Raw genomic sequence first — 19,353 nt, forward strand, 5'->3', positions numbered from 1 at the left:
CCTTTTCACCTGCTCGTTCGACTTAACAGGTGAAGACAACCAAAAACGATCATGGAGAACACATGACGCCTTTACGCGTATTACGCAAACCTATGCCTCTGGTGATGGCAATCCGTTTAAGCCTGCTGCCGCTTGCGGGGCTGGCCGCTGTCCCCGCTGTTGCCGCAACGCAGTATGAGATTGCCGCCGGATATTTAGACAACGCACTGAACCAATATGCCGCCCGCAACGGCATCACACTCTCGGCGGATGCCAGCCTGACCCGCGGTAAACACAGCGATGGCCTGCACGGCAGCTATGAGGTGGAAGAGGGTCTACAAACCCTGCTCAACGGCAGTGGACTACAGCTAAAAGCGCTGGGCAATCATGCCTGGACGCTGGAGCCGGCGCCGATCAGTACGGAGTCTACACTGACGGTAGTCGGTGACTGGCTCGGCGATGCGCGGGAAAACGATGTCTTTGAACACGCGGGGGCTCGCGATGTCATCCGCCGTGAAGATTTCGCTAAAACCGGCGCCACCACCATGCGCGAAGTGCTGAATCGCATTCCCGGCGTTAACGCCCCGGAAAATACCGGTACCGGCAGCCACGATCTGGCAATGAACTTTGGCATTCGTGGCCTGAACCCACGTCTCGCCAGTCGTTCCACGGTGCTGATGGACGGCATCCCTGTGCCCTTCGCGCCCTACGGCCAGCCTCAGCTATCGCTGGCGCCGGTGTCGCTCGGTAACATGGACGCGGTGGATGTTGTCCGCGGAGCTGGCGCCGTGCGCTACGGGCCACAAAGCGTAGGCGGCGTCGTGAACTTTGTTACCCGCGCCATCCCGCAGGATTTTGCGATAGCGGGCGGCGTGGAAGGTCAGCTCAGCCCGACCTCCTCACAAAACAATCCCAAAGAGACGCATAACCTGCTGCTGGGCGGTACGGCCGAAAATGGATTGGGGGCCGCCCTGCTCTATTCCGGTACGCGCGGCAGCGACTGGCGCGAACATAGCGCCACGCGCATCGATGACGTGATGCTGAAAAGCAAATATGCACCAAATGAAGTGCACACCTTCAACAGTTTGCTGCAGTACTACGACGGTGAAGCCGATATGCCCGGTGGTCTGTCCCGCGCCGATTATGATGCCGACCGCTGGCAGTCCACCCGACTAAACGATCGCTTTTGGGGGCGGCGTCAGCTCGCCAGCCTCGGCTATCAGTTTCAGCCGGATGCGCAGCACAAATTCAATATTCAGGGCTTCTATACACATACGCTGCGCAGCGGCTATCTGGAACAAGGAAAACGCACCACGCTTTCCCCGCGCGAATACTGGGTTCGCGGCATCGAACCGCGCTACAGCCAAAGCTTTATGCTCGGCAGTTCCGCTCATGAGGTTGGCGTCGGCTATCGCTACGTGAATGAATCCACTCACGAGATGCGCTACTACACCACCACCGCCAGCGGCGACCTGCCCAGCAGCGCCAGTCCGTATGACCGCGATACCCGTTCAGGCACCGAGGCACACGCCTGGTATATTGACGATCGCATTGATATCGGCAACTGGACGGTGACGCCGGGAATGCGCTTCGAACATATTGCGTCCTACCAGGACGACGGCCTGAAAGGCACCCACCAGCAGGTTAGCTATAACGCCCCGCTGCCGGCGCTGAACGTGCTCTACCATCTCACTGACAGCTGGAATCTTTATGCCAATACAGAAGGATCGTTCGGTACCGTACAGTACAGCCAAATTGGCAAGGCTGTGCAAAGCGGCAATGTGGAACCGGAAAAAGCCCGAACCTGGGAAGTCGGTACCCGCTACGACAACGGTGCGCTGAGTGCGGAGATGGGGCTGTTCCTGATTAACTTTAATAATCAGTACGACTCCAACCAGACCAACGATACCGTCACCGCTCGTGGTAAAACCCGCCACAGCGGGCTGGAAACGCAGACGCGTTACGATCTCGGCTTTCTGAATCCGCAGCTGGAAAACCTGTCGGTCTATGCCAGCTATGCCTACGTCAATGCCATCATTCGTGAAAAAGGCGACACCTACGGTAACCAGGTTCCCTTCTCCCCCAAACATAAAGGCACGCTTGGGGTGGACTACAAGCCCGGTAGCTGGACGTTTAACCTCAACAGCGATTTTCAGTCCAGTCAGTTCGCGGACAACGCCAACACTGTTGAAGAGAGCGCTGACGGCAGCAACGGCCGTATTCCGGGCTATATGCTGTGGGGTGCCCGCGTGGCCTACGATTTTGGCCCACAAATGGCCAACCTCAACCTGGCGTTCGGCGTGAAGAATATCTTCGACCATGAGTACTACACCCGCTCATACGACGATAATAACAAAGGCATTTATGCCGGTCAGCCGCGCACGTTGTATCTACAGGGTGCGATGACATTCTGACAAAAATATGCCGATAAAAACGTTCTGATGTTGTTCCGTCACCGCCTCTGCTATGGGGCGGTGACGGTGCCGTTTTAGCGCGTGGCGCACGTCGCACCGCCCGGGAGAGAATATGCTGACTCTGATTCGTCTTTTTTTCACCGCGCTGCTGGTTTTCAGCTGTCCGGTCTTTGCCGTCACCGTTCAGGATGAACAAGGAACATTGACGCTCGATAACATGCCGCAACGGATTGTTGTGCTGGAGCTCTCCTTCGCCGATGCGCTGGCAGCGGTGGATATCAGCCCTGTCGGCATTGCCGATGACAATGACCCATCGCGTATTTTGCCCGAAGCCCGAGCGCACCTGAAAGCCTGGCAGTCCGTCGGTACCCGCGCCCAGCCATCTCTGGAGGCCATCAGCGCCCTGCGTCCCGACCTCATCATTGCCGACAGCAGCAGACATCGCAGCATTTATGCTGCACTACGGCAAATCGCTCCGGTCCTGCTGCTGAAATCACGCAATGAAACCTACGAGGAAAATCTCCACTCCGCGGCCATTATTGGCAAGGCGGTGGGTAAGGCACAGGAAATGCAGCAGCGACTGGCGCTACACCGCCAGCGGATGGCCGATTTTTCCCGTCAGCTACCGGCCGGCGCAAACGTGCTGTTTGGCACCTCCCGTGAACAGCAGTTTAACCTCCACTCCCGGAATACCTACACCGGCAGCGTCCTCGTGGCGCTAGGGCTAAACGTGCCGAGGGCGATGAACGGGGCGCCGATGACAGCCATCAATCTTGAGCAACTGCTGGCCATCAACCCTCAGTGGCTGCTGGTAGCCCACTACCGTACGGAAAGTATTGTGCGCAAATGGCAGCAGGACCCGCTCTGGCAGATGCTGCAGGCACAGCAAAAACATCAGATTGCCGCCGTCGACAGCAACAGCTGGGCACGAATGCGTGGAATTTTTGCCGCCGAGCGCATTGCCGGGGATCTGGTCAACATTGTTCATCATCAGGCGGTTGATGTGCCGCAATGAAACCTTCTCAACCTGTCTCGTTGACCTGGGGCTTGCCGCTGCTGACGCTGGCTGGCCTGTTCTGGCTGAGCCTGTTTTGCTATTCCGCGATACCGATCGCTCCTTTGGATGCGCTTCACGCGCTGCTGGCTTCCGATTCGCCCCCTCTTTCCCAGGCGCTGGTGCTCAATATCCGGCTGCCGCGTAGCCTGGTGGCGCTGCTGCTTGGCGGTAGCCTGGCGCTTGCCGGAACGCTGCTGCAAACTCTGACGCATAATCCGCTGGCCTCGCCGTCGCTGCTCGGGATTAACAGCGGTGCGGCGCTGGCGATGTCGCTGACCAGCGCCCTGAGTCCGGCACCGCTGGCTGGGTACTCTCTGGCGTTGATCGCAGCCTGCGGCGGCGGCGTCAGCTGGCTGCTGGTGATGAGCGCCGGCGGCGGCTGGCGCCAGGAGCGGGATCGTAACCGGCTGATCCTTGCCGGGATCGCGCTGTCGGCGCTGTGTATGGCCTTGACCCGCGTGACGCTACTGCTGGCAGAAGATCATGCTTTCGGCATTTTATACTGGCTGGCCGGAGGCGTATCTCATGTGCGCTGGCCAGAGTTCTGGCAGCTGTTTCCTTTTGTCGTCCTGATAGTTCCCGGCATTTTTATCTTCGCCCATGCGTTGAATTTGCTCAACGTCAGCGATACAGCCGCCCATTCTCTGGGTATAGACCTCCCTCGGCTGCGGCTGCTTATCCATGTTTCCGTGCTACTGCTGACCGGCGCCTGCGTCAGCGTTGCCGGGCCGGTGGCCTTTGTTGGCCTGCTAACCCCGCACCTCGCTCGGCTGTGGGTGGGTCACGACCATCGGGTGCTACTCCCGATGAGCATGTTGCTCGGCGCCATCCTGATGCTGCTGGCGGATATGATTGCCCGGGCATTGGCCTGGCCCGGTGAACTACCGGCCGGAGCCGTGCTGGCGCTGGCGGGCGCCCCCTGCTTTGTCTGGCTGGTCAGGAGGCGGGGATGAAGACGGTGAAAGCGCGATTCTGTTGCCTGCTGATGCTCCTGGTCCTTCTGATCGCCCTGTCGTTGCGCATGGGAGCAATCCCGCTGCCCTGGCACGCCTTGCTTGACGGCTGGCACAGCGACAGCGACTACCACTATGTTCTGATGCAATATCGCCTGCCGCGCGTGATCCTGGCGGTCATTATCGGCGCGGCGCTTGCCGTCTCCGGCGTGCTGATTCAGGGTATTGTCCGTAACCCGCTGGCCTCACCGGATATTCTCGGCGTCAATCACGCCGCCAGCCTGGCCTCGGTCATGGCCCTTACCCTGCTGCCGTCACTGTCTCCGCTGTGGCTTCCGGTGCTGGCCTTTATCGGCGGTATGGCGGCCATGCTGGCGCTCATCGCCCTTGCAGGTGTCTCTCGCCCAATACGCCTGGCACTGACCGGTGTGGCGCTTTCGGGGTGCTGGGCCAGCATCACGGATTATCTGCTGCTGACGCAGCCCCAGGAGATCAACACCGCGTTGCTGTGGCTGACAGGCAGTCTGTGGGCAAGGGATAGCGCATTCGTCGCCGTTGCCCTGCCGGTGCTGGCGATTTTGCTACCGCTAAGCTTCTTGCTGAGCCGTGGCCTCGATCTGCTGGCGCTGGGCAATGACCGGGCCGGCACGCTGGGCGTCAATATCACCCGGTTCACCGGCTACGGTCTGATACTGGCGGTCGCACTGGCCTCGGTGAGCGTGGCGGTGTGTGGCCCGATAGCCTTTGTCAGCCTGGTGGTTCCCCATCTCGTTCGTCGTTTGGCGGGCGGCCGCCATCGCCGTCTGCTGCCATTTTCGGCTGTGGTTGGCGGGCTGGTTCTGCTGCTGGCGGATCTGCTGGCACGGACGATTCATCCGCCAATGGAGCTGCCGGCGGGCGTGTTAACCGCGATTATCGGCGCCCCGTGGTTTATCTGGTTACTGATGAGAATGCGTTAAATGGAACTGAAAACGGAAAATTTGAGCGCCGGATACGGTGCAAAGCGCATTATCGACGGGCTCAATCTGACGCTGCCCGGCGGAAAAATCACGGCGCTACTGGGGCCAAACGGCTGCGGTAAATCGACGCTACTGAAGGGCTTTTCGCGCCTGCTGACGCCGGCTGCGGGGCAGATATGGCTAGGAGCGCATCCGCTGGCAGGCTTGAGTTCCCGCCAGTTGGCCCGTCATCTGGCGCTGCTGCCTCAGCAGCACCTGACGCCGGAAGGGATAACCGTACGTGAACTGGTTGGCTATGGCCGTAGTCCGTGGCTCCCGCTATGGGGGCGGCTGTCGGCACAAGACCACCAGCACGTCAATCAGGCGCTCGTTCGAACCGGCATGGATGCCCTTGCCGAGCGGCAACTTAGTGCATTATCCGGAGGCCAGCGCCAGCGGGCTTTTCTGGCGCTGGCTCTGGCCCAGGATACGCCGCTGGTCCTGCTGGATGAACCGACGACCTGGCTTGATATTAACCATCAGGTCGAACTGATGAAGCTGCTGCGCGAACTACAGCAGGCGGGTAAAACGGTGATTACCGTGCTGCACGATCTCAATCAGGCCAGCCGCTACTGCGACCACCTGGTGGTACTGGACCGCGGGCAGATACAGGCCGAGGGACCACCGGAAACGGTATTGACCCCAGCGATGCTGCGCGCCGTTTTCAGCCTTGAGGCCGACATTCACCCTGACCCGGTTTCACGCCGTCCCATGTGCGTCGTAAAATAGCTGAACTTGCGCGGCGTTGTTCACTTCAGACCAGGTTTAGCAGAGCTCACCCCCGTGATACCTTTTACGCCGGGTATATTACCCGGCGACATTTCGCCTTCCATGACAATACAGGCGCGGCGCACTTTCCCGCGTCAGCTTACATATTGTTCGCCACACCATCGCCAATCCTGTTCTAAAATTCATCTTGCTCATGGTTAAAATAGATATGTATCAACGTGACAGCGGGATAACGTCAACGAGCCACGACTATCTATTTTCTTTTCGCGAACAAAATGATTAACTAGCGGTCACTAAAGACTTTTTCACGCGTTTACGCCCCTTTTCCGCCACGGTATTACGGGCTTGGGTACAGGTATAAATGATAATACGTCAGAATTTGCTCAATGATCATTTCACCGCGTACTGGCGTCCCTGCACCCGTCTGGCGTTAGCTGGATACAGACGACCAGAATGAACCGATATTATCCCGGTCACGCGGATGGAGAAAAACGATGCATCTCGCCTTAAAATCAGCATTGATGCTAACCACGCGCGTTATCCAGATAATCAACCCGGAACTTCAGTTGCATATGCAACGCACGGCTTTAATTGCCCTCGAACTGGCGTTGGCTTTGAGATTATCGCGCCCGCAGCAGCAGACCATCTTTTGTGCCGCGTTGCTGCACGATATCGGCGTGCTCGGTGATAAGCGCATTGTCACCTCGTTGAATGACATTGATAACATCGAAGATCCCCACCAGCACCGGGGCGCGGAGATGCTCTCTGGCTTACCGACCTTTGCCCCCATTCTGTCCATTATTCGCCATCATCATTTTAGCCCGGCGCATAAAGGCACTCTCGAAGAGCATATCGTTTTTTTTGCCGATGCTTTTGAACGTCTGCTCTCTACCGGAAATATTACCACTGAGCACCATCCCGACATTATCATCGACACTTTCCGTACATTGCATCATGAGATTGACCCGATTCTCTGTGACACCCTCTGTCGGCTCGCACAGAAAGAGCATTTCTGGCTGCATCTTCATCCCGGACACATTCAGAGGATGCTCGAAATCATCGGCCCGATTAACGAGCTGTATATCGATATCGACGGTCTGAAAGATATTTGCTTGTTAATTGCCAAAATTGTCGATACCTACAGCAGCTTCACCGCCAGCCACAGTATTATGGTCGGAGAAATATCCTGCCTGCTCGCCACCTATATGCATCTACCCGAAGACGAGTGTAAAAAAATAGAGATTGCCGGCTATTTGCACGATATTGGTAAAATTAATATCTCACTGGATATTCTGGAAAAACAAAGCGAACTCACACCTGATGAGTTACGTCAGGTTCGCGAACATAGCTATATGACAGGTGAGATTCTCAGCGCCTTCAGCGAACTGGGTGAAATCATTAACTGGGCGGCAAACCACCATGAAAAACTCGATGGTAGCGGCTATCCATTACATTTGAATCAGGATTATCTGCAACTCCCTGATCGCATTATCGCCATTGCCGATATATTTACTGCATTAACCGAAGATCGCCCCTATCGCGTCGCCATGCGCTATCAAGATGCAATACAGCTGATAGAGAACGATGTTATAAATGGCGCGTTGGATAAGGATGTTTTTCGCACTTTATGCCAGCACGCTGACTCGCTACATCGCAATATTATTCATAAGAAACGCCACTAACCCTCTGTCCGCAGGCGGGCAATTGCGGGTTCTATAATTAAACATAACGTCATTTATTCATCTGCATGCAAGGAAAATTCGGTGAGAATCGCCACCATGACCAACTGGGCCTACGGGATCACCGTCTGCCTGACCATCACTTCCGGTATTGCCATGCTGATGGCCTCTAATGCAGAAACGGCTGAACGCCGGGCCGTGCAACAGCGACAGATTTTCGATCAGTTAACCGAAACGGTTGAATCCGAGAGCTGGGAGCTATCCGATCTCGCCCGCGCCTACGTGATTAACAAAAATCCGGATGTGTTACAGGAATACCGCCAGCAGGCCCGTTCACTGACGACGATAGAACACCGTCTGGAAAAGCTCAAAGATCAGGGCGCGGCGCCCCAGGAGCTGATGCTGCTGCGCGACGGGCTGAAGATAGTGGACGAACTGCAGGATGAACAGCAGGCCGCGCTGGCCAGTATTGAACGTGGCGCGGATCAAGAGGCCATCAACCTGCTTTACGGCAAGCCGTATGAACAAGAGCTGGATCGGGTACAGACGCAGATCGATCATTTCCGCCTTATGCTGGAAGGCCGGGCTACCAGTGCCATTATGCAAGCCACGGAAAAATCGCACACCTGGCGCACGTTGTCCGAAATCATGGTTGCCCTGACGGCGCTCATGTTTCTGTTTGTCCTCGGCTTTATCCTGCAGCGCCGGGTGTTGTACCCGGTTGTGCGTTTAAGCGATGTGGTACAGCGTCTGGCTTCTCAGGATTATGCCGTCGAAGCGCCCCGGTTCACGCAGATTGATGAAATTGGCGATATGGCGCAGGCGATCCGTATCTTCCGCGAAAATGGCCTGGCGCGTCAGCGTCTTGAGCAAGAGCGGGATGCCGACTGGGCGATTCGGGAACTGCTGGCGCGTATGACGCAGCGTCTGCAGGGGTGTGAGTCCTTTGAGGATGTCATCAAGGTCGCCGAGCTCTTCGCGCCGAATATCGCCCCGGCCATTCCCGGGCGCCTGTATATTCTTGAAACCGATCCCTGGCAGCTGCGCTGCGTCGCGCAGTGGCTCTCTCCCCCGGACGAGCCTGAGGTCTTTTATCCCGACAACTGCTGGGCCGTCCGCCGCGGGTTGAGCCATCCTCCGGTCAACGGTGAACCGGACATCGCCTGTTCGCACCTGCCCGAATCCAGCGCCCATCAGTCGCTTTGCGTGCCGCTGGTAGCCCAGGGGGAAGCGATCGGTCTGCTCTCTTTCAGAAATGTCACCTCCGCTACGGCCCCTTCTCGCGCCTATCTGGAGCTGATGGCCGAAGCGCTGGGCCTGGCGCTGGCAAACCAGCGTTTGCGCAGTGCGTTGCTGGAGAAAGCGCTGTACGATTCGCTCACCGGGCTGCGTAATCGTCATCATCTTGATGATGCCCTGCATACGCAAATCAATCTCGCGGTGCATAACAATGCTGCGCTGAGCTGCCTGATGATCGATATCGATCACTTCAAAGCGATCAACGATCGATATGGCCATGAGGCCGGCGATCTGGTTATCAAAAACGTAGCGGCAATTGTTCAACGTGCGGTGCGCGATACCGGCATGGCCTTTCGCTACGGTGGAGAAGAGTTTCTGGTACTCCTTGCCGGCGCCAATGAAGAGTCGGCCCGGGCCTGCGCGCAGGAGATTTACAACAGCGTTCGCAGCCTGACGCTACGCTATGGTCTTAGCGATATCGGCCAGGTCGATGTGTCGATAGGCATTGCCAGCTTCCCGCAGCATACCCAGAGCGACAGCCTGCTGCGCGCCGCGGATGCCGCACTTTACCGGGCCAAAGAACAGGGACGCTCGAGGATCGTTAGCTTCGGAATGCTAAAGGCCGGCTAAAAACCAGAAGGGGATAAGCGAAAAAACGCTTATCCCCGCAACAGAAGATGAGTGGCTATCCCCCATTTCATCAGCGATAGCCTCCCTTCGGCATACTCCAGAACCGAGTAGCTGCCGTTCGGATACGTATAGCGAGGAAAGCGTTCCGGTCCGTGGCCGTCAAGCATGGCGATCGCCGCCTGAATGACCTGGCCGTGGGAAACCACGCAAACACATTGATCCCCTGGCGCACCGGCGTCAAGCAGCGCCGCCATCGTTCTGTTGACGGCATCAGACAGCGACTCACCCTGCGGGGGCGTCACATCAGTATCACCGCGATAAATCGTATCGAACAACTTTTGCTGGTCGGCGTTTAACTGATGATAGACCTTCCCTTCCAGTGGCCCAAAACCGCGTTCCATGAGTCGCACATCAAATCGGGTCGGACAGGCAAAATGGGCCGCGATCGGCAACGCCGCCGCGATGGCACGGCCAGCCGGAGAAGAGATAACCCGATCGATCTTCTCACCGTCAAGCGCGCCAATCAGCGCTGCAATTTGTCTCTGCCCGCGTTCCGTCACCGGGCTATCAAGATGCCCCTGCAGGCGGTTAACGCGATTCCATTCGGTTTCACCATGTCTTACAAGCAATATCTTCATATACAGCATCGGGTTACGAGACATCGGGTAACAGTACCATCAGGAGCGAACAAATTCATGCCTCTCCTCTGTCGTCTGGGAAAAGGCGGGTCTGTCGACCTGGTTGGGCCGGTGATCAAGCGCATATCGACAATAGAACTGATGAGCTTCATTTGGAAATAGCACGATTTGTTCATCAGATTTTTTCGCCGTATAAAATGCCAACAACATCGAAATAGCTATCTGGAAGTCACTGTAAAGACAGGTAAATCCTGATGTTTCGGAGGTATTTCGCACTAGTCTGACAAGGTAACACGGTCGATATATAACAACATGTTATATATCGACTTTCCAGAAGGTTACAGGAAATGGTTTTTTGTCGCGGTTAACTTGTTGAATGTAAATACTTGGTTATATTCATATGTAAATTGTAAAACTTTAACCCAAAAAAAACCATGATTGTTCGACCGTCGAGACTGAAGAGGAATTTTATGAAATTGACCCCCATAGTGAAAGGAATGGCGTTAGCGGGGATGCTAGCGGCCATTACCCTTCCCGCCTGGGCTGATGTCGCACCGAAAGATGCAACGGCAGCGACAAAGCAAGCCAATGATGCACTGTATAACCAGCTTCCCTTCTCCGATAACACCGATTTCACCAACGCCCATAAAGGCTTTATTGCCGCACTGCCAACCGAAGTGATTAAAGGTGAGCAAGGCAACGTCGTGTGGGATCCGCAGCAGTACGCCTTCATCAAAGAAGGGGAAAAATCGCCGGACTCCGTCAACCCGAGCCTGTGGCGTCAGTCTCAGCTGATCAATATCAGCGGTCTGTTTGAAGTCACCGACGGCGTGTACCAGATCCGCAACCTCGATCTTTCCAACATGACCATCATCGAAGGCAAAGAAGGGATTACCGTGGTTGACCCGCTGGTTTCCGCCGAAACGGCGAAAGTGGGTATGGATCTGTACTACAAAAACCGGGGTAAAAAACCGGTGGTTGCCGTGATTTACACCCATAGCCACGTTGACCACTATGGCGGCGTGCGCGGTGTGATTGATGAAGCCGATGTGAAATCCGGCAAGGTCAAAGTCTACGCACCGTCTGGCTTTATGGAAGCAGCCGTAGCTGAGAATATCATGGCCGGTAACGTCATGAGCCGTCGCGCCAGCTACATGTACGGCAACCTGCTCAAGCCAGATGCCAAAGGCCAGGTAGGCGCCGGGCTGGGGACCACCACCTCCGCCGGTACCGTGACGCTGATTGCCCCGACCAATATCATCGAAAAGGACGGCCAGAAAGAAGTTATCGACGGCCTGACCTACGACTTTATGCTGGCGCCGGGCTCCGAAGCGCCATCTGAAATGCTGTGGTATATCGAAGAGAAGAAACTCATCGAAGCGGCAGAAGATGTCACCCATACCCTGCATAACACCTACTCGCTGCGCGGCGCGAAAATTCGTGAACCGCTGCCGTGGTCGAAATACATCAACGAAGCCATCGTGCGCTGGGGTGACAAAGCCGAAATTATCATGGCTCAGCACCACTGGCCGACCTGGGGCAACGAGAACGTGGTTAACCTGCTGAAGAGCCAGCGTGACCTGTATCGTTATATCAACGACCAGACTCTGCGCATGGCCAACGAAGGGCTGACCCGCGATGAAATCGCGGCGAAATTCAAGCTACCGGACAGCCTCGCGCAGACCTGGGCCAACCGCGGTTACTACGGCTCCGTCAGCCATGACGTGAAGGCCACCTACGTGTTGTATCTCGGCTGGTTTGACGGCAACCCGGCAACCCTCGATGAACTGCCGCCGGAAGAGTCGGCGAAGAAATTCGTTGAGTACATGGGCGGTGCCGATGCCATCATGACGAAGGCCAAAGAGGACTACGCACAGGGTAACTACCGCTGGGTAGCGCAGGTGGTCAGCAAAATCGTCTTCGCCGACCCGAAAAACCAGGATGCGCGTAACCTGGAAGCCGATGCTCTGGAGCAACTGGGCTATCAGGCTGAATCCGGTCCGTGGCGTAACTTCTACCTGACCGGTGCGCAGGAGCTGCGTAACGGCGTGGTGAAAGGGCCAACGCCGAACACCGCCAGCCCGGATACCGTGCGTGCGATGACGCCAGAAATGTTCTTCGACTATCTGGCGGTACATATCAACGGTGAGAAAGCCGGTAAAGCCAAAGCGGTGTTTAACATTGACCTCGGCAAGGACGGCGGTAAATACAAGCTGGAGCTGGAAAACGGCGTGCTGAACCACACCGCAGATGCCGAAGCGAAAGATGCCGATGCGACCATCGTACTTGACCGCGCGACGCTCAACAAAATCATCCTGAAAGAAGAGACCCTGAAGCAGGCTGAAGATAAGGGCGAAGTGAAAGTCACCGGTAACGGCGACAAGCTGAACGAGATGCTCGGCTATATGGACAAGTTTGAGTTCTGGTTCAATATCGTCACGCCATAACGGCTGACCACGACAAAACCATCAGGCCCGGAAAACTCTCCGGGCCTGTTTTTTGACATGGACATAATCCCTGTCACCGATTAAATATTCGCATTTTAAGAACATCATCAGATAACACCGTTCCCGATGCCTTCATCTAATAACGCCGGACTCAGTGCAGTATATTTGCAGATGTCGACCCAATGCGCGTGCGCCAAAACATTTCGCGGATGCGATTTTTTTCGTTTTAGAGATTACCCTGTTAAAACAACACCACTCGGCACAAAAATGGACCACGCAGTATTAAACATTGCGCCCATGAAATACAACACCCGGCCAGTGTTTTTTAACAGCATTTAATTATATTGCGCATCTGAATCATCTTCTATACTGACTAACACCAAATCAAAGATTTAATATAAAAGGCCAGCAAAACTGCACAATACATTATTGCACCTTGTTACTCTTGCGGGGAGAAACCGGAAAACAACTATTGTTGTTTCATTATTTATTCTAAAGAAAGATATATTTTGATGTTATTAAATAATACAAACCTATTTACTTTGTAACCACGTTTGTATTTTTGGTCCGTGATATGCTTTTACAACGGAGTCACTATGGTGCCCAACCACCAAAATGAAATCAGCAGTTCAGAGGCCCGGTTACGCTCACATTTATTGTGGTATCGGGTCATTATCTGCATCCTTTTGTTCTCTGCTGTGGCCAGCGACTATCTCTGGCTTCGCGCCGATGAACTCAACCCGTGGGTGTTCTTTGCCCGCCCCTTATTTGCCTCGTTGCTGTTAGCGCTGGCTTTTATTGAGAATGCGAGACGCCTCTGCCCAGCGCCGATGAATCCCCGCCCTCTCACCGACGATACGGGCAAGGTCAGACGCAAATTCTGGCATTATTCGCCACCGCCGCGCGCCGTATTATGGTTCAGGCATGGGTATCAACTATTATTAACTGCTCTGTGTGCCCTTCTGGCGATCAATATTGTTGGCCAAAACTTCCCGCTGCAGTTAGTGAAAGCCCCCGATGAGCGCGAATTAATTCCGGCAGGACTTGCGCTACTTCTCATCTGTTTTGCGCTATTGGTGGGCGAGCGTATGTTAAGCTTTCGCCGCATTCGCCACTGGCCATATCAAACCGTCGGCATCGGACTGCTGCGTGCGCTATTAAGTATTTGTCTGCTGACCTTGATTGCGCTCAGCGTATCGAGTTTTGCGCTCATCCCCGCGGGATGGATCGTCGAAATTACCGGCGTCATTGTCTTGCTGATTGCCGCAGAATTTTTACTCCGCATGCTCGCCGCGCTATTTGTCGCGCCACGCGAGGACAAAACGCCACCGTTTTTAAGCCAAAGTCTGCTGGCTGAGCACTATCGCTGGCCACTTCACCCGCTGCTGTTAATACGTAAAAAAATCATTCAGCACTTTGGCGTCGATATCGGCAAAATCCAGGCCTTTCGCCTGATGGGGCAAATCTTGTTCCCGGTGCTGTGCGGTATTGCCCTCATCGGGTGGCTGATGAGCAGCATAAATGAAGTATCCCTCCACCAGCGGGGCGTATATGAACGCTTCGGTCGCCCGGTTAACGTACTGCTGCCGGGATTGCATCTCGGTCTGCCCTGGCCTTTTGGCCGCGTGATGCCCGTGGACTATGGTGCGATTCACGAACTGCAGTTGAGCGAGGCGCAATCCGCAGAGTCGCCGGCCACGCAAAGCGCTGTATCGGGCCCCAGTACGCTGCCAACCGTGAAGAGCGTGGATGCCATTGAAGGCCCGGCGCCGCAGAGCAGCTGGCGTTTATGGGATAATACCCATACCACCGATCAGGCCCAGGTTATCGCCAGCGCCCAGGGTGATAAGCAGAGTTTCCAGATTGTTAATATGGATATTCGTCTGCTCTGGCGCGTCGGAATGCAAGATAGCGATGCCATCAATAGCCTGTACCAGACTGACGATCTCGCCACCACGATCCAGCGCATCGCCCGCCAGGTCCTCACACAATACTTTGCTCATCAGCAGCTGGATGTTTTATTAAACGAGCAGCGTGCCACTATGGCCGCAACGATTAACAGCGACATTCAAGCTCGACTCAACCAGCTTCATATCGGCGTCGAGCTGCTCTCGACTCGCGTTGAATCTATCCACCCTCCGGCCGGAGCGGCCAATGCCTACCACGGCGTGCAGGCAGCGCAGATTACCGCCAATGCCCTGATTGCTCGTGAGCGGGGTTATGCCGCCGTACAGAGCAATGATGCCCACCAGAAAGCCACCACCGCGATCGATTCGGCACAGGCCACGGCCAACGAAGTACAGGCCAAGGCCGATAACACCCTGACCCGCTATCGGGCGGAACATGATGCCTGGGCGATTAATCCGCAGGCATTTATGAACGAGCGGCGCTATCAAACCATGAGTAAGGCCCTGTCACGCGCCCCGCTATTGATTATTGATAGTCAGGTCGCAGGGCAGCATGACCCCATGCTCGATTTACGTCCGTTTTCACCATCAGCTCAATAGCTCTGTTTGATAATAAGGCCAGCGCAAAATGAAAATTCATACCATTACCACGCCTGCGACAGCCGGAAAGATTGGGCTCACCCCCACGGCATCACAGCCAGCGTCCCCCCGACGAGCCAAAAAATGGCTGCGCTACGGCGTCGCCGCCTTTCTGGTGACGCTGGCACTATTGACCGCGTGTCTGGTCCAGGTCCACGCCGGGAGCGCCACGATTATTACCCGCTTTGGCAGCCCGGTTCGCGTCCTGCTTAACCCCGGCCTCGCTGGGCGCCTACCGGCGCCTTTCGAAACGCCGCTGGAAGTGGATCTCCGCAGTCGTTCGACCTCAAGCGGCTTGCAGGATGTCGGTACGCGCGATGGCCTGAGGGTCATCGTACAGGCGTGGGCTATCTGGAAGGTTAGCCCGGATGCGCCTCACGTCCTGCGCTTTATCCGCGCGGTACAAAACCAGCCGGATGAGGCTGCTCGTCAGATTCGGACGTTCATCGGTTCAGCGCTGGAAACCACAACCAGTAACTATGCCCTGTCCGACATCGTCAACACCGACGGCAAACGGGTGAAGATCCCTCAGCTGGAACAACAAATTGCGGACCAGTTAAAAACTCAGTTGCTGAACAGTTACGGTATCGCGCTGATTCAGGTCGGCATAGAACGCCTGACGTTGCCGGCGGTCACGCTGAACGCCACCGTCGACAGAATGCGTGCGGAGCGGGAAACCATTGCCACTGAACGCACGGCAGAAGGTAACCGCCAGGCGGCTGAAATTCGCTCCAGAGCCGACCGCGATGCCCGCATCACCGAAGCCGATGCCTCGATCAAAGCCGCGACGATTACCGCCGAAGCGCAGAAGGACTCCGCGGCAATTTATGCCAGAGCCTATACGCTTGACCCGCAGCTCTACAATCTGTTGCGTTCTCTCGATACGCTCAATGATGTCGTCAATAAGAGCACTCGTATCGTATTAAGTACGGACGCAGCCCCGTTTACGGCGCTGGTACAGAAACCGGATGATGCCGCGAAGGCCACGCCATGAGAAAACAATCCATCGGCAATACCCCCTGGGGGCAATCATACCGTATTGCGTTTTTTGCCCTGTATGGTGCCACGCTGCTGGCCGCCGCGGCGTGGCTATTTTCCAGCGTTCATCAGATAACCCCAGATACCCAGGCGGTGGTGTTTCGCTTCGGAAAACCGCTCACCGTAGAACATTCCGGCGTGCTGTTCGCCTGGCCTAAACCGGTCGACCGCGTCGAGGTTATTCCCGGCCCGGCGCGCATTTTGCAGCATGACATTTTGCCTTTGCAGCGCACCGAGCGGCTTAAGCAGCTCACCGATGAACAACATGACACCGATGCAGGCGCCGGCGCCGGCTACCTGCTGACCGGCGATGCCGGCGTTGTTCAGCTCAATATGCAGGTTTTTTATCGCATTAGCGATCCGCTGCGCTACGTCCTGCAACGCGATCATATCGATGCGCTGATTGACCGTCTGGCGCAGCGAGCCGCGACGCTGGTTTCCGCCGGTCGTGACCTCGACACGATTCTGGTGGCCAGACCGGAAACCATGCAGAACGACAGCCATGCCGCACAAGAACGTTCGCGCCTGCGCAGTGATTTAAAACAGCGAATGGAGAGCGATATTCAACGCCTGGCAGCAGGGGCTAACAATCCTGGCATCACCATTGAGCGTATCGATGTCTCCTCGGCGCTTCCGGATCGCGCAGTCGAGGCCTTTAACTCTGTACTCACGGCCAGCCAGCAGGCCGAACGCGACGTCGCTCAGGCGCAAAACGATGCCACCTTACGCTTACAAAAAGCACAGCAGCAGGCGGACCGCGTTATCCAGCAGGCCGAAGCTGCGAGCAGCGAGACGCGGGCCCAGGCCGAAGTCGCCACGCAAACTATCACCAAACTGGCCCAGGCGCGGGCGACGGGGAGCGATGCAGGAATGCTGCAACGCATCTGGCGAGAAAGGATCACCGCGGTACTTTCGCACGCGGGCGAGGTGATTACCGTCAACCCTGAAGATAACGGCAGGCTGATTTTACCAGGACCCACGCAGCAGGTTGCAGCGGGTCAATCGATGCAACTTTACGGGGGAATACCATGAGTCACCAATGCAGTCACGGACACGTCCATCTCCATCCCGACTTTAGCCAGGCGCTGCTGACCCCGGAAGAACGCCGCCGGATGACCGTGCAGCTCACGCTGGCGATGAGTACCATCGGCTTGATTCTGCTCAGCCTGCTCTGGCGCACTCTGGCGCCGCAGCAATCAGCGATCAGCGATCTGCTTGCCGGGGTCGCCTGGCTTATTGTTGCCATCCCGGTATTACGTGCCGGATGGCACAGCCTGCGCCACCCGGATTTACATGGGGTGACGGATCTCTTAGTGGTGCTGGCCATGCTCGGCGCCTGGGCGTTAGGCGATTTAGTGACCGCCGCGCTGCTGCCGGTACTGATGATTTTTGGTCATCTCCTTGAAGAGCGCAGCGTGATGGGCACCCGTCAGGCCATCGCCGGACTAACTCGTCTCACACGCAGCAGGGCGCGCCGTCTGCATGCCGATGGTTCTCTGGAGGAGATAGACAGCCAGTCGATTCGCCAGGGTGATGTGGTGGAAATCCGGGCCGGTGATAAAGTCCCCGCCGACGGGAAAATACTCAGCGGCTATGCCAGCCTGGATGTCGCCTCCATTACCGGCGAATCCGTCCCGCAGGAGGTCGGCCCTGGCAGCGCCATTTACGGCGGGGCAATCAACCTGAACGGCCTGCTGCGCATGGAGGTCACCCATACTGGCGAACAATCCACGCTCGGCAAGGTCATCGCGCTGATGAAAGATGCTGAGCAGGCCAAGCCTCCCATTACCCGTCTGCTGGAGCGCTATGCCTCCCATTATCTGGTGCTGGTTCTGCTGATTGCCGCCAGCACCTGGTTTTTAACTTACGACAGCCAGGCTATGCTCGCGGTTCTCGTGGCCGCCTGTCCGTGTGCGCTGGTGCTTTCCGCGCCGGCTACGGCAATGGCCGGAGTAGCGGTAGCTGCTCGTCATGGGATTTTGATCCGCAATGCCGCATTTCTCGAAGAGCTGGCCGATGTGGACGCATTGATTATCGATAAAACGGGCACCCTGACCCAGGGTCGCCTGCAGTTGGTTGACGTGGTGCTTGCCCCCGGCCGCGATTATCAGACCGTTCTGCAGCTTGCCGCAGCGCTTGGCGCAACCAGTAGTCACCCGGTGAGCCATGCGCTGGCGGTGTATGCCCAACCAGGTAACGCTGTCGTTGTCGAGCATGCCGAAGAAAAACACGGTATGGGGATTATCGCGCAAACGGCAGCGGGTATCGCCCTGCTGGGGCGGGCCGACCTCTTTGCGGCGTATTCTGTCAGCACCCTGGAACTGCCGGCGCACGAAGGGCCGCTGGTCGGTATATCGCACGACGGCGTATTCCTCGGCTGGCTACTGCTGGCGGATACTCTGCGTCCACAGGCCCGTGCGGCGCTAGAGGAATTGCAGCAGATGGGCATAGAGAAACAGCAGCTGCTGACCGGCGACCGGCTTCCGGCGGCGAACAGTGTTGCTCAGGCTCTGGGGATTCAGGAGGTGGTGGCCCATGCGCTACCGGCAACAAAATTACAAGAAGTCCAGAAAGCGGTCGCCGAAGGCTGGCGGCCCCTGGTCGTCGGCGACGGCATTAATGATGCCCTGGCGCTCAAAGCCGGCGCCGTCGGGATGGCGATGGGGGCAAATGGCGCAGATATCGCCCTGGTCTCTGCCGATGTAGTATTAACCGGGAGCGACCTGCGTCGACTGCCGTGTGCCATTCGCCTGAGCCGTCAATGCCGTCGAACCCTGCTGGTCAACGTGTTTATCGGCATCGGGTGGACCATTATGATTGTGGTGGCGGCCGCTCTTGGCTGGCTGGGCGCCGCCGGCGCGCTGGTGGCCGCGCTGCTGCACAACCTGAGTACTCTGATGGTCCTCGGCAATACCGGGCGCCTGCTCCAGTTCGATGAAACACATAACAAAAATTGATCGTCCATTTTTATTAAAAGCAAAACGGCGTTAAAGCCTAAAAACGCTC

General features: G+C 56.5%; 13 protein-coding genes. 12 read left to right on the top strand and 1 reads right to left on the bottom strand.

Annotated features, from left to right (window positions below; genetic code table 11):
• Positions 1 to 62: 62 nt before the first annotated feature.
• The 7 genes from fecA (at position 63) to ACMYSK_RS08820 (ending at position 9,678) form a co-directional block, all read left to right on the top strand.
• Positions 63 to 2,393 carry a TonB-dependent Fe(3+) dicitrate receptor FecA gene (fecA, locus tag ACMYSK_RS08790; RefSeq protein WP_434641951.1) on the top strand — a complete coding sequence of 777 codons (2,331 nt, stop codon included), beginning with the start codon at positions 63 to 65 and terminating at the stop codon, positions 2,391 to 2,393.
• Positions 2,394 to 2,505: 112 nt separating this feature from the next.
• A complete protein-coding gene (locus ACMYSK_RS08795; RefSeq protein ID WP_434641953.1) occupies positions 2,506 to 3,408 on the top strand; it encodes a Fe(3+) dicitrate ABC transporter substrate-binding protein FecB in 903 nt (300 codons plus the stop codon).
• Positions 3,405 to 4,403 (top strand): iron-dicitrate ABC transporter permease FecC, encoded by a 999-nt coding sequence (gene fecC, locus ACMYSK_RS08800; protein ID WP_434641955.1) that lies wholly within the window; start codon positions 3,405 to 3,407, stop codon positions 4,401 to 4,403. The genes ACMYSK_RS08795 and fecC overlap by 4 nt, the downstream gene beginning before the upstream one ends.
• Positions 4,400 to 5,362 carry a Fe(3+) dicitrate ABC transporter permease subunit FecD gene (gene fecD / locus ACMYSK_RS08805; protein WP_434641957.1) on the top strand — a complete coding sequence of 321 codons (963 nt, stop codon included), beginning with the start codon at positions 4,400 to 4,402 and terminating at the stop codon, positions 5,360 to 5,362. The genes fecC and fecD overlap by 4 nt, the downstream gene beginning before the upstream one ends.
• The gene (fecE, locus tag ACMYSK_RS08810) at positions 5,363 to 6,130 is read left to right on the top strand and encodes a Fe(3+) dicitrate ABC transporter ATP-binding protein FecE (protein ID WP_434641959.1); all 768 of its coding nucleotides are present in this window, start codon (positions 5,363 to 5,365) and stop codon (positions 6,128 to 6,130) included. It abuts the gene before it with no gap.
• Between the two features lie 494 nt (positions 6,131 to 6,624).
• Entirely contained in the window at positions 6,625 to 7,812 is a 1,188-nt protein-coding gene (locus ACMYSK_RS08815; protein ID WP_434641962.1) for an HD domain-containing phosphohydrolase, read from the top strand.
• A gap of 81 nt (positions 7,813 to 7,893) precedes the next feature.
• Positions 7,894 to 9,678, top strand: coding sequence for a diguanylate cyclase (locus ACMYSK_RS08820; protein WP_434641965.1), 1,785 nt, complete (start codon positions 7,894 to 7,896; stop codon positions 9,676 to 9,678).
• A gap of 29 nt (positions 9,679 to 9,707) precedes the next feature.
• Here the strand turns inward: ACMYSK_RS08820 and ACMYSK_RS08825 are convergent, their stop codons facing one another.
• Positions 9,708 to 10,316 carry a histidine phosphatase family protein gene (locus ACMYSK_RS08825; RefSeq protein ID WP_434641967.1) on the bottom strand — a complete coding sequence of 203 codons (609 nt, stop codon included), beginning with the start codon at positions 10,314 to 10,316 and terminating at the stop codon, positions 9,708 to 9,710.
• Positions 10,317 to 10,786: 470 nt separating this feature from the next.
• On the opposite strand from ACMYSK_RS08825, the gene ACMYSK_RS08830 reads away from it, so the two are divergent.
• The 5 genes from ACMYSK_RS08830 (at position 10,787) to ACMYSK_RS08850 (ending at position 19,304) form a co-directional block, all read left to right on the top strand.
• A complete protein-coding gene (locus tag ACMYSK_RS08830) occupies positions 10,787 to 12,763 on the top strand; it encodes an alkyl/aryl-sulfatase (protein ID WP_434641969.1) in 1,977 nt (658 codons plus the stop codon).
• A gap of 596 nt (positions 12,764 to 13,359) precedes the next feature.
• Positions 13,360 to 15,270, top strand: a complete 1,911-nt coding sequence (gene hflK / locus ACMYSK_RS08835) for a protease modulator HflK (protein ID WP_434641973.1) — start codon at positions 13,360 to 13,362, stop codon at positions 15,268 to 15,270.
• 28 nt (positions 15,271 to 15,298) lie between these two features.
• On the top strand, positions 15,299 to 16,303 hold the full coding sequence (gene hflC, locus ACMYSK_RS08840; RefSeq protein WP_434641975.1) for a protease modulator HflC: 1,005 nt from the start codon (positions 15,299 to 15,301) through the stop codon (positions 16,301 to 16,303).
• Positions 16,300 to 17,379 (top strand): protease modulator HflK, encoded by a 1,080-nt coding sequence (hflK, locus tag ACMYSK_RS08845; protein ID WP_434641979.1) that lies wholly within the window; start codon positions 16,300 to 16,302, stop codon positions 17,377 to 17,379. Before hflC ends, hflK (ACMYSK_RS08845) begins: the two co-directional genes overlap by 4 nt.
• Positions 17,376 to 19,304: a heavy metal translocating P-type ATPase gene (locus ACMYSK_RS08850; protein WP_434641982.1), complete on the top strand. Its 1,929-nt coding sequence runs from the start codon at positions 17,376 to 17,378 to the stop codon at positions 19,302 to 19,304. The genes hflK (ACMYSK_RS08845) and ACMYSK_RS08850 overlap by 4 nt, the downstream gene beginning before the upstream one ends.
• Positions 19,305 to 19,353: the final 49 nt, after the last annotated feature.

It is taken from the genome of Klebsiella sp. I138, from assembly GCF_051131765.1.
Lineage (GTDB): Bacteria > Pseudomonadota > Gammaproteobacteria > Enterobacterales > Enterobacteriaceae > Klebsiella.

Bases quoted from the DNA above. Each gene is read 5' to 3' on its own strand.
- hflC (WP_434641975.1), top strand. From the start codon at position 15,299: ATGAAAATTCATACCATTACCACGCCTGCGACAGCCGGAAAGATTGGG.
- fecE (WP_434641959.1), top strand. From the start codon at position 5,363: ATGGAACTGAAAACGGAAAATTTGAGCGCCGGATACGGTGCAAAGCGC.
- fecD (WP_434641957.1), top strand. From the start codon at position 4,400: ATGAAGACGGTGAAAGCGCGATTCTGTTGCCTGCTGATGCTCCTGGTC.
- ACMYSK_RS08825 (WP_434641967.1), bottom strand. From the start codon at position 10,316: ATGAAGATATTGCTTGTAAGACATGGTGAAACCGAATGGAATCGCGTT.
- hflK (WP_434641973.1), top strand. From the start codon at position 13,360: ATGGTGCCCAACCACCAAAATGAAATCAGCAGTTCAGAGGCCCGGTTA.
- ACMYSK_RS08850 (WP_434641982.1), top strand. From the start codon at position 17,376: ATGAGTCACCAATGCAGTCACGGACACGTCCATCTCCATCCCGACTTT.
- ACMYSK_RS08830 (WP_434641969.1), top strand. From the start codon at position 10,787: ATGAAATTGACCCCCATAGTGAAAGGAATGGCGTTAGCGGGGATGCTA.
- fecC (WP_434641955.1), top strand. From the start codon at position 3,405: ATGAAACCTTCTCAACCTGTCTCGTTGACCTGGGGCTTGCCGCTGCTG.
- fecA (WP_434641951.1), top strand. From the start codon at position 63: ATGACGCCTTTACGCGTATTACGCAAACCTATGCCTCTGGTGATGGCA.
- ACMYSK_RS08815 (WP_434641962.1), top strand. From the start codon at position 6,625: ATGCATCTCGCCTTAAAATCAGCATTGATGCTAACCACGCGCGTTATC.
- hflK (WP_434641979.1), top strand. From the start codon at position 16,300: ATGAGAAAACAATCCATCGGCAATACCCCCTGGGGGCAATCATACCGT.
- ACMYSK_RS08795 (WP_434641953.1), top strand. From the start codon at position 2,506: ATGCTGACTCTGATTCGTCTTTTTTTCACCGCGCTGCTGGTTTTCAGC.